Genomic DNA, 9,990 nt, shown 5'->3' on the forward strand with positions numbered 1-9,990 from the left:
CGCTATTTGGATTATTGCATTTTTTGCAGGATTTAAAAGCAAATGTAAAGTTTTCATTATACTTTGTGAAATTTCAATTTCATGAGCGTTTCCTATATATTAAAAAACAGCATAGATAACCTGTAATCATTTACAGGACATCTATGCTGGATTTTGTTTCTGGTCTTGTATGGTTGATACAAGTAAAAAAACAAAGCAGCTTTATGATTCTTTTATAGGTAACTCATTGTTCTTGATCAGCAAATATTTTTTATAGGCATCCTTCCATGCTACAATCAGCGCTTTCTGAGATGACCCATGATATCTTCTATGGATTTCATCAATCATAGGTTCTAATCCCCGCTTCATGTCATACTCCATAAACAAGGATCGGACAAAACGATCTGTTACTGCGTTGATGGCAGATGCACCAGCATCAACGATCACCTCTTGCTCCAGATCAATCACTAGCACAATAAAATATGCATTGTACTGGAGGGTAATAGGATTATGGGTAGCTGTTTTTGCATCTCCTACAAGATAAATTGTACTTTTGTTATATTGTTCCATATCTCCTCCTACTACACTTCATATAAATCCCTATTATAAAATATATATTCTATAGAAATTGATAAATTCCTCCTTTGAGAGAATTTTCAAAATTTAATTTTTCCTCAGTTTTTCTTTTAAATGATTTCAGAGCTTTCTTTGACTTTTTTCTGTAAATACATAGGTACTTCTTCCCTATGGAGAAGATCCTCATAGGTTTCCCTGCGGACAATAACATGATCAATTCCCTCATTTACCAGCACCACTGGAGGTCTAGGCAAACGGTTATAATTGCTGGCCATGGAATAATTATAAGCACCTGTATTGTATACGGCGAGAATATCGCCACTTTTCACTGGAGGCACCATGAGATCCCAGATAAGAATATCCCCCGTCTCGCAGCATTTTCCAGCAACGGTGATCTTCTGTACCTTTTCCAGATTCATCTTGTTAGCAATATCCGCCTGATATTTTGCACTATAGAGAGCCGGTCTGGGATTGTCAGGCATACCGCCATCTACACTTACATAGGTTCTAACGCCAGGTATATCCTTGATGGCACCAATGGTATACAAGGTTAGTCCCGCCTCAGCCACCATCCATCGACCTGGCTCAATAATCACCTGGGGTATCGGTACACCCATTTCGTGGCAGATTGTTTTTACCTTTTCCATGATTTGATCAGTAAAATATCTCAATGGTTTTGGTTGATCTCCCTCCACATAAAAAATACCAAAGCCACCTCCAGCATTTAACTCCTTGGAGACAAAACCATATCGCTCCTTCATGTCTTTCATCAACTTTGCCAGTACATCCAAGGCGGCAACATAAATCCCGTTTTCAAAAAGCTGTGATCCTAGATGGAAGTGGAAGCCCATCAGTTCCAGATGGGATGCTTTTAACGCAAAGGCTACCACATGATTTAGTTGATCTTCTGCCAGCGGAATACCAAATTTTGAATCCTTCTGACCTGTGGAAATATATTTATGGGTACTTCCTTCGATGCCAGGAGCAATCCTAAATAATATTCTTACCTTCTTTTTATTTGATTTGGCTATTTTCTGGAGCATCTCCAATTCATAGGTATTGTCTACCACTACTCTTCCCACATCATATTTTACAGCCAGACTTAATTCCTCATAGGATTTGTTGTTTCCATGGAAAATAATATCTTGGGTTGGGAAACCTGCTTGAATAGCCGTAAATAACTCGCCTCCAGAGACCACATCCAAGCCAATACCTTCACTTTCAATGATTTTGCACATCGTCATATTCAAAAATGCCTTACTGGCATAAACAGCCCTCGTATTTTCATATTTTCCTAAAAAATTTTCCTGAATTTCTCTACATTTGCTTCTGATTTTTTGCTCATCCATCACATAAAGGGGTGTGCCATATTTTTCAGCCAAGGCGATGGTATCACAGCCTCCGAAAGTCAAATGCTTTTTCTTTCTACTTTCATTTTCCATAAACAATTCTCCCTTCTTATTCAGTACCGTTTATTTTCGAATAGATCGTCCCAGATGTCCACAGACCATATTCCCGTTCTTTGCCGCAACCTCTCCCTGAACCAGTACATATTTGATTCCCCTAGGAGGAAGATGAGGATTTTCAAAGGTTGCCTGATCCTTTAATTCATCAAAATCAAATATTACTATATCGGCATCACTACCAATCCCCAGATTCCCTTTGGAAATTCCCATGCGTTTTGCAGGCAGCACTGTCATCTTTTCTATGGCCTCATATAAGCTCAATGCTTTCTTCTCCTTCACGTAATGATGGATCAACCGTGGAAAGGTTCCACTGGCTCTAGGATGCCCTTGAAAGCTATGCATGTAGCCATCGCTGGCCAAGATGACCTTGGGGTGACGAAGGGCTTGCTCTATCTCTTCTTCATTCATCACATGCCCAATGGTTATGATCTCTGGCGCCTCCTTTCTCAATTTCTCAAAAATTTCTGCAGTACACCTTTTCCCTTTGTAAATTCCCTCAGCAATTTCTATATCTTCATAACAGGCAGCATACCTTTCTAAAAACCCGTCATCGTAGGTAGTTTCCCCGATTCCTGTACTAAATGCCCCATAGGGATAACAGTCAGCGTAGATATCCATACCGTTCAAATGACAGAAATCTATTAAGCTTAACACTTCTTCCATCTGTCCGTAGGCTGCCATGCTGCCGATATGGGAAACCTGTATCGGCAGTCCTAGGGACATACCTATATCAACAAGCTCTTGCACTGCTGCGATCACTTGTTTTGCATCATCCCGAATGTGAGCTGCAATGATTTTGCGATCTTTTTGAGCCGCTTCGCTGATACAAAGCAGCTCGCCCCTTGTAATACCAGGTATATAGCGAATTCCAAAGGATATCCCCATACATCCTTGTGCAAGCTGTTGTTCCGCTAGCTCCTTCATCCGACGAATATTCTCCTGCGTAGCGGCTTTATATTTGTCTTCCTCCATCACAGCCTGACGCAACTGCTCATGAGGCACCAAAAGTCCTAAATTTATAGGGATTCCTATGCGATCAATTGCATCTAGATAAACTCCCGGCGCCTTAGGTCCCGTCCCACAATTACCTCCAATGGCTGTTGTCACACCCATCTGCACCATACATTGGAAGATACAGATGTCAAATTGATCCTGTTCTTGATGATAGGGATCTTCATGGATATGGATATCAATAAAGCCAGGGCACACAATAAGCCCCTTCGCATCGATGATTTCCTTTGCATCCATATATTCACTGGATATTTTTACAATCTTTCCATTTTCTATACCAAGGTTTAACTTAGACTGTACTCGATGATAAGGATCTATCACCAATCCATTAAGAATCGCTTTATCCATCCAATCCCGCCCTTCTCATAGCCTTTTATTACCTCTTTTAAAGCCACTCTATGTTTTATTTTTCCCAATGATAAACCTTTTCTAATTCCCTTCCAGACAGTCAAAAAAATAAAACAGCATAGACATTCTCCAATCGAAGAATATCTATGCTGGATTTTATCTTGATGCTCGTACTGAAACGTACAAGGGAAAAGATAAAGCAGCTTTTATGATTTTTCTAACACTATTTTAGCTTATTTTTTACAACAATTCAAGATTATATATCTATTTACTCCCACATCTATATAGCTGACGTGTCTTTTTGGATGGTTTTTCTCTGGGGCATGGCTTCTTTTATGATTTTAGCCTCATCCGCCGTAATCACGCCATCTTCCACCATTTTTTCAAGAATATCGACTCTTTCCTTTTTATTGTTTTCGAAATATGTTTTCTTTTCCTCAGCAGTTAGGTTCTTGATCTTTTCCATTTCTGCTTTTCTTTCTTCTTTAAGCTTCTCCATTTCTGCTTTTCTTTCTTCTTTAAGCTTCTCCATTTCTGCTTTTCTCTCTTCTGCCCAGGTCTTCATGTATTCTTGGATAGCCTTTGAACTGTCTTCTTTCAGTTTACCTTCTTCAACAAGTTTATCTAATATGGTTTCAAGTCCGTTTCCATCCATCTTTCCTCTTAATCCAAGGCCCTTATTTTCTTCTAAATAGGTCTTGATCTTGGCCCCTTCTTCCTCTGAAAGGATTCCATCCTCAGCCATTTGATCATAGAAATTCACTTTCTCCCCTTTATGGGCTTCAAAATATGCTTTTCTCTCCTCCTGACTTAAGTCCTTCAGCTTTTCAAATTCCTCTTTTCTTTCTTGCGCTTGGGCTTCCATATATGTCTTCATGGCATCAGCCTTCTCTTGGGAAACAACGCCTGCTTCAACCAGTTTTTCAAGGATTCCCACGCCGCCTTTACCGCGGAAGCCTAGCTCCCCTTTCATCTCTAATCTCAGTTGTTTTCCTTCTGTTTTTACATCTTCAGTTTTTGTATCATCAGCAAATCCTGCAGCCGTCATCGATAGCGCCATGGTACCAATCATAGCCCCACAGATGATCTTTCTCATAAAAGTTTTCTTTTGCATCCACATTCTCTCCTTTCAAATCCTTAATTTTGTCATAATCCCTGACAAGTTTTATTATAGCCACCCTTTGTGAGGATTCTGTGATAAGAGTATGGGGAATTTCTAAAGTTTTTTTAAAATGAACAGGCAGTTTTCTCCTACTTTTTCAGTGCGATAAAGGCTTCAATATCGTCTTCAATGATTTTTAAAGAGGATCTCCAGAAATCTGCTTGACGGATATCGATCCCCATGGTGGATGCTACATCGGCAATACTTTTCTTCCCAGTAATAGAAAGCAACTGATCATATTCTTTAATGAATTTTGTACCCCGCTTCATATATTCGGCATAGAGTCCTTTCGCAAAAAGTAATCCAAAGGCGTAGGGGAAGTTGTAGTAGTTTGCCTCTCCATAATAGTAGTGGGGCTTGCATACCCACATATATGGATGGAGCACATGATGATCCAATCCATTGCCATATGCTTCTTTCTGAGCCCTTATCATCATCTCCTTCAATTCTTCGACAGACAAAGACCCTTCCTCTCTCCGCTTAAATAGTTCCCTTTCAAAAAGAAATCTGCTGTATATATCTACGATCACCTGTCCGGCACCCATCAAGCTGCTTTCCAAGATAGCAAACACTTCTTCCTCCGAGGCCCCCTTCAACGCAGCTTTTTGAATGATTGTTTCACAAAAAATGGAGGCCGTCTCCGCGATAGGCATAGGATAATCACTATTTAAATAGGTTTCATCATTCAGACAGTGGCCATGATAGCCATGGCCCAGCTCATGGGCTAAGGTGCTGACATCATTAAAGGTTCCTGTGAAGTTCGATAGAATCCGGCTTTCTTTGATCACATGGAGATTAGAACAGAAAGCCCCACCCCGTTTGCCTTCTCTTGGCTCCGCATCAATCCATCCCTTTTCGAAAGCATGGGCCGCATAATTGGCCAAGGTATCACTGAAGCTTCTAAAATTCTTAACAATAAAGTCTTTGGCTTCTTCATATGTAAACTCCATTTTCACATCTCCCATGGGCGCAAACAAATCATAGAATGGTAAGCCATTTTCGTGTCCCAAGAGCTCTGCTTTTCTCCTATAATATCGATGAAACGTTGGAAGACTCTCTACCATGGCAGTCAGCATGGCATCCAGAGTCTCCTGGTCCATCCGTGAATCCATTAACGTCTTTTCTAGAACAGAGCCATATCCCCTCATTTTTGACAGGGTGATGACTTCTCCCTTGATACCGTTTAAGGATGCACCCGATGACTCCGCCACCTTTTCATAGGATTTCAACTCTGCTTCATAAGCCTTCTTACGAAGGGCAGCATCCTTAGCATAGGCCATATTTCTTACGACAGGAAGAGGCAGCTTTTTATCTTCTCCATCAATATTTATGTCTACCAATAGCGTAGAGGACAATAATTCCTGCAACTTTGACCATGCATTGGAGCCTGTATTTTTCATTTTAGCGACAAGGATTTCCTCCCCCTCACTTAAAAGATATTTTCCATTTTTCTTGATTTCCATCAGATAAAATAGATGTTCTTCTAAGCGTTTTGAAGATGCAATGACTTTCTCAAGATCATCCAGCTCTCCAATCCATTTTTGAAACATTACCATAGGCTTTGCAAGCTCCGTTTCCCTCGCCTCCAGATGCTCCACAACCCGAAGGGCTCTTTCATCCTTCGCATTGACACTGAGACTTAATTCCCCAAAGCTTAACAAGCGAGTGTAAAGATGGAAAAAACGATTTTGCCTTTCCATATAGACCTCTATTTTCTCAACAGGTTTATCATGGGTAGTAAAATTCGCCTCAGCCCATTGGATAATTTCCTGTATTTCTTCCTCACAACGTTTCATATCCCCTTGAAACTCTGATGAATCAAAGTATGGATATAGGGCATCTAAATTCCAACGCATTTCCAAGATTCTCATTCCTCCTTAAATAAATCCCTTATGCCTTATTTTACTTTAATATACCACAGTCTATTCCCTTATAGAATGAATTTTTAACTTTTTTTAGATATATAAAAGTTTTTTTACATTCTTTCTTTTTTTATAAAGGAATCTAAAGCTTTCGAGAGAATTATACATATAAATATGTGACTACCAACTTCAATCTTCATCTGTAAATTATTTTCAAATCAAAGAATAATAATCCTTCTAACCCCTTACCCGAAAGGAGAATAAAAATGAAAAATAGGCTCAATCAACAATATATTTTGCAGTTTATCTACCAATTGCTCACCACCCCAAGCCCCAGCGGCTTCTGTCATCAGATCATGAGAAAAATTGAAGATGAGGCTACTCGTCTAGGTTATTCCTATACAACTACAAAAAAAGGCTGCGGTGTGATCACTGTCCCTGGCAAGGACCATGACCATATCCTTGGTCTTTCTGCTCATGTAGATACCTTAGGGGCCATGGTTCGCTCCATTAAAGAATCAGGAATGATTCGGTTTACACCCATTGGCGGCTACGTAATGAGTACCATTGAGGGAGAATATTGCAAAATCCATACTCGAGATGGCCAGACCTATGCGGGTACTGTCCTTACCACCCAACCCTCACCCCATGTTTATGCTGAAGCACGAGAGCAAAAACGTGAAGAAGCCAATATGGAAATTCGTATTGATGAAATGGTAAAATCTAAAAAAGATGTAGAAGCACTGGGCATTGCTGTGGGCGACTTCATCTCTTTTGATCCAAGAACTGTGATTGGAGAAAATGGTTTTATTAAATCCCGTCATTTGGATGATAAAGCAGGTGTCGCTGTGATCTTTGGCTTGTTGGAAATGCTTAGAAGAGAAAATATAACACCCGTGCATACTCTAAAAATATTCATTTCAACCTATGAAGAAGTCGGTCATGGTGCTTCCTATCTCCCTCCAGAGATCGATGAATTGATTGCCGTGGATATGGGCTCCATGGGAGAAGACCTGTGCTGTACTGAACAAGACGTTTCCATTTGTGCCAAGGATTCTTCAGGCCCTTATGATTATGATATGGTAACAAAGCTTATCAACCTGGCGAAAAAAGAAGGTTTGAGTTATGTCGTAGACATCTATCCATTCTACGGCTCTGATGTTTCAGCAGCCTTGAAAGGGGGCAACAATATCCGTGGTGCCCTTATTGGACCAGGTGTCCATGCCTCCCACAGCATGGAACGTACCCATGTAGAAGGTCTTCTCAATGCCACTGCACTGTTAGCAGCTTATGTACTTTCTGAATAGCGAATCGGCCCTCTCTATGAGAGGGCTTTATTATTTCTCTTAATACACAATAAATAAGGATGCAACATAATCGTAGGGGCGTGCATTGCACGTCCGTTCTGCCTGGTAATGACTCCATCCTCGACGCCCAATGGGCGTCCCTACAGAACCAATCTTATGTCCCATCATCCTACAAATCTTCATTCGTAACCCCACAGGATTTTGATAGCGCCCATTGCATAAATTTATTTCTTAAATAGTCACACATGTCCCCGACTTTGCGTACACTGTATTAGGAAAAGCGGTACAACCCGCTAAACAACCTTCCTTACATATCGGAAAAGGAGGTGAAATATATGAGTGACAAAGCATGTGCTCCAGTTGCTGGCATTAGAGAACGTTTTGACGACAGCTTGTTGTTCTTCTTCCTATTGCTTGTGCTAATATTCTGTAATTGTGGTATATTTGGTGGAATAGGCGGAACAGGCGGCTTTGGCGACGACTCAAGCTTATTATTCTTCTTCTTATTGTTAGTCGTCCTATTTGGAGGAGGATTAGGCTTTGGCGGATTTGGTGGCCTTTTCTAAGTAAGCCTATATAGGGAGAGCAAACCTCTCCCTTTCTACATATTTAAAGAGGAAACCAGCAGGTTTCCTCTTTATTACTTAATTACTTATATGATTTCTTTGATTTAGTATGCTCCTCTTGTAGCAGCCAGAGCTTTATTTGCCGCTACCATATAGGCAATTCTAAGGGCTTCTTTGATTTCTCCTTCAGAAGCTCCTAATCCCCGTGCCATACCTGCCACTGACTTCACCCCTTCCGTTGAACCCTCCAAGGCATCCAAGGCTAATGCTATCAGTGCCTTTGTTTTCATGTCTAACTCTCCAGGCCCCATAGCAATGTCCATATTTTTTGTTACAACCTCATAAAGTTCTGAATCCGTCGGTTTTACAGCCTCTACAAATGGTGGATATCTCTTTTCCATTCTACTCTCCCCTTTCTTTTGACATTGGTATATTGATTCTATTTCTAGAGATTCGAATCCTCTTTCCAGGATCATCTTTCTCTCGTATTTTCGTATAATTGATTCATCATGGAAACCCCTCGGTCTGGATGGTTGGTAATGATTCCTGCAACACCCATCCCAGCTAACCTTGCCATATCTGCTTCTTCATTTACCGTGTAGGTGTTGATATCAATGCCATAGCTTCTACAACCTTCCACGAAGGCTAGATCAATATTGTGGTAAATGGGATGGAGAGCGTCTGCCTGAATTTTCCTGGCATATTCCCATGGTTCAAGCCATCCAGCCACATATAAGGCACCAGTCTTAATGAAGGGATCAATTCTTTTAGACTCCACCAAGCTATAATGATAGAAAGATGAAATGATTGTTCTCTCCTCTAGGGCATATCTCCGAATAAGGTTTATAACTTTTCTTTCAATCCCAGGATAAATTACAATTCCGTTTTTTATCTCTACATTGAGTAGTGTTTTCGTAGATTGAATGAGATCCAAAACCTCCTCCAATACAGGCACTTTCTCTCTCTGGTATTCTTCGCTAAACCAACTGCCTCCATCATACTGCCTTATTTCCTCCAGTGTCATATCCTTAATCCAGCCCATTCCATTGGTGGTACGCTGCAATGTTTCATCATGACATACAATCAAACGACCATCTTTGCTCAGATGAACATCCAATTCGATGCCATCAGCCCCCATCTCCAATGCTTTTTGAAAAGCAGCCATGGTATTTTCTGGGGCATAGCCCGATGCACCTCTATGGGCAAAAATATGGGTTCTTTTCATTTCTTCACCTACTTATTTTCCATAATTTTCAATATTCTCTTATCTTTATCATATTCTAAAATAGGCAGAAAATCAAAACCCATTTCTTGTTTTTTTAGCTTTAATTACACGCTATTATTCTACAGTTATCATAAACGAATCAGTTTTTACTTCTAAGCTCAAAAGTTTCCGTTTTCCCATCCAACTCTACTGTAACCTTTACAACATCATCCTTTGGAACCAACTAAACGCCTCCGCCTGAAGAGATATCTTTGATGACTCTTTCACTTATCATATATTGTGTGGCATTCGTATTCATTGTGTTATTACGTAATAGATAAATATGCGACATATCGTAGGGGCGTGCATTGCACGTCCGTTTTGCCTGGTAATAACCCCATCATTGACGCCCAATGGGCGCCCCTAGTACTATATAGTTGTAGCATAAAGCTACAGCTTTTTTTTTATTATTGAGTTTGTAGTTTGAACATTCGATGCCTATATCCGGT

At 40.4% G+C, this 9,990-nt stretch carries 10 protein-coding genes; 2 read left to right on the forward strand and 8 right to left on the reverse strand.

The window, feature by feature from the left end:
• Positions 1–201: 201 nt before the first annotated feature.
• The 5 genes from HNQ80_RS25155 to HNQ80_RS25175 form a co-directional block, all read right to left on the reverse strand.
• Positions 202–549, reverse strand: a complete 348-nt coding sequence (locus HNQ80_RS25155; RefSeq protein ID WP_184313954.1) for a DUF3870 domain-containing protein — start codon at positions 547–549, stop codon at positions 202–204.
• A gap of 116 nt (positions 550–665) precedes the next feature.
• Positions 666–1,997 carry a diaminopimelate decarboxylase gene (gene lysA / locus HNQ80_RS25160; RefSeq protein ID WP_184313956.1) on the reverse strand — a complete coding sequence of 444 codons (1,332 nt, stop codon included), beginning with the start codon at positions 1,995–1,997 and terminating at the stop codon, positions 666–668.
• A gap of 30 nt (positions 1,998–2,027) precedes the next feature.
• Positions 2,028–3,380 (reverse strand): N-acyl-D-amino-acid deacylase family protein, encoded by a 1,353-nt coding sequence (locus HNQ80_RS25165; protein WP_184313958.1) that lies wholly within the window; start codon positions 3,378–3,380, stop codon positions 2,028–2,030.
• A gap of 280 nt (positions 3,381–3,660) precedes the next feature.
• A complete protein-coding gene (locus HNQ80_RS25170) occupies positions 3,661–4,494 on the reverse strand; it encodes a DUF2680 domain-containing protein (protein WP_184313960.1) in 834 nt (277 codons plus the stop codon).
• Positions 4,495–4,631: 137 nt separating this feature from the next.
• The gene (locus HNQ80_RS25175; protein WP_330603013.1) at positions 4,632–6,398 is read right to left on the reverse strand and encodes a M3 family oligoendopeptidase; all 1,767 of its coding nucleotides are present in this window, start codon (positions 6,396–6,398) and stop codon (positions 4,632–4,634) included.
• Between the two features lie 272 nt (positions 6,399–6,670).
• Between HNQ80_RS25175 and HNQ80_RS25180 the strand changes: the two genes are divergently transcribed.
• Positions 6,671–7,711, forward strand: a complete 1,041-nt coding sequence (locus HNQ80_RS25180; RefSeq protein WP_184313964.1) for a M42 family metallopeptidase — start codon at positions 6,671–6,673, stop codon at positions 7,709–7,711.
• Positions 7,712–7,750: 39 nt separating this feature from the next.
• Here the strand turns inward: HNQ80_RS25180 and HNQ80_RS25185 are convergent, their stop codons facing one another.
• Positions 7,751–7,894, reverse strand: a complete 144-nt coding sequence (locus HNQ80_RS25185) for a hypothetical protein (protein ID WP_184313966.1) — start codon at positions 7,892–7,894, stop codon at positions 7,751–7,753.
• A 152-nt stretch (positions 7,895–8,046) separates the two neighbouring features.
• On the opposite strand from HNQ80_RS25185, the gene HNQ80_RS25190 reads away from it, so the two are divergent.
• Positions 8,047–8,277, forward strand: a complete 231-nt coding sequence (locus tag HNQ80_RS25190) for a hypothetical protein (protein ID WP_184313968.1) — start codon at positions 8,047–8,049, stop codon at positions 8,275–8,277.
• A 104-nt stretch (positions 8,278–8,381) separates the two neighbouring features.
• On the opposite strand, the gene HNQ80_RS25195 is transcribed toward HNQ80_RS25190, so the two are convergent.
• Both HNQ80_RS25195 and HNQ80_RS25200 read right to left on the reverse strand, forming a co-directional pair.
• The gene (locus tag HNQ80_RS25195) at positions 8,382–8,678 is read right to left on the reverse strand and encodes a carboxymuconolactone decarboxylase family protein (RefSeq protein ID WP_184313970.1); all 297 of its coding nucleotides are present in this window, start codon (positions 8,676–8,678) and stop codon (positions 8,382–8,384) included.
• 71 nt (positions 8,679–8,749) lie between these two features.
• Positions 8,750–9,502, reverse strand: a complete 753-nt coding sequence (locus tag HNQ80_RS25200; RefSeq protein ID WP_184313972.1) for a glycerophosphodiester phosphodiesterase — start codon at positions 9,500–9,502, stop codon at positions 8,750–8,752.
• Positions 9,503–9,990 lie beyond the last annotated feature (488 nt).

This window comes from Anaerosolibacter carboniphilus, assembly GCF_014205875.1.
Lineage (GTDB): Bacteria > Bacillota > Clostridia > Peptostreptococcales > Thermotaleaceae > Anaerosolibacter > Anaerosolibacter carboniphilus.

Coding starts and splice junctions, on each gene's coding strand:
- lysA (WP_184313956.1), bottom strand. CDS start 1,997: ATGGAAAATGAAAGTAGAAAGAAAAAGCATTTGACTTTCGGAGGCTGT.
- HNQ80_RS25200 (WP_184313972.1), bottom strand. CDS start 9,502: ATGAAAAGAACCCATATTTTTGCCCATAGAGGTGCATCGGGCTATGCC.
- HNQ80_RS25190 (WP_184313968.1), top strand. CDS start 8,047: ATGAGTGACAAAGCATGTGCTCCAGTTGCTGGCATTAGAGAACGTTTT.
- HNQ80_RS25170 (WP_184313960.1), bottom strand. CDS start 4,494: ATGCAAAAGAAAACTTTTATGAGAAAGATCATCTGTGGGGCTATGATT.
- HNQ80_RS25155 (WP_184313954.1), bottom strand. CDS start 549: ATGGAACAATATAACAAAAGTACAATTTATCTTGTAGGAGATGCAAAA.
- HNQ80_RS25180 (WP_184313964.1), top strand. CDS start 6,671: ATGAAAAATAGGCTCAATCAACAATATATTTTGCAGTTTATCTACCAA.
- HNQ80_RS25175 (WP_330603013.1), bottom strand. CDS start 6,398: ATGCGTTGGAATTTAGATGCCCTATATCCATACTTTGATTCATCAGAG.
- HNQ80_RS25195 (WP_184313970.1), bottom strand. CDS start 8,678: ATGGAAAAGAGATATCCACCATTTGTAGAGGCTGTAAAACCGACGGAT.
- HNQ80_RS25165 (WP_184313958.1), bottom strand. CDS start 3,380: ATGGATAAAGCGATTCTTAATGGATTGGTGATAGATCCTTATCATCGA.
- HNQ80_RS25185 (WP_184313966.1), bottom strand. CDS start 7,894: ATGAAGATTTGTAGGATGATGGGACATAAGATTGGTTCTGTAGGGACG.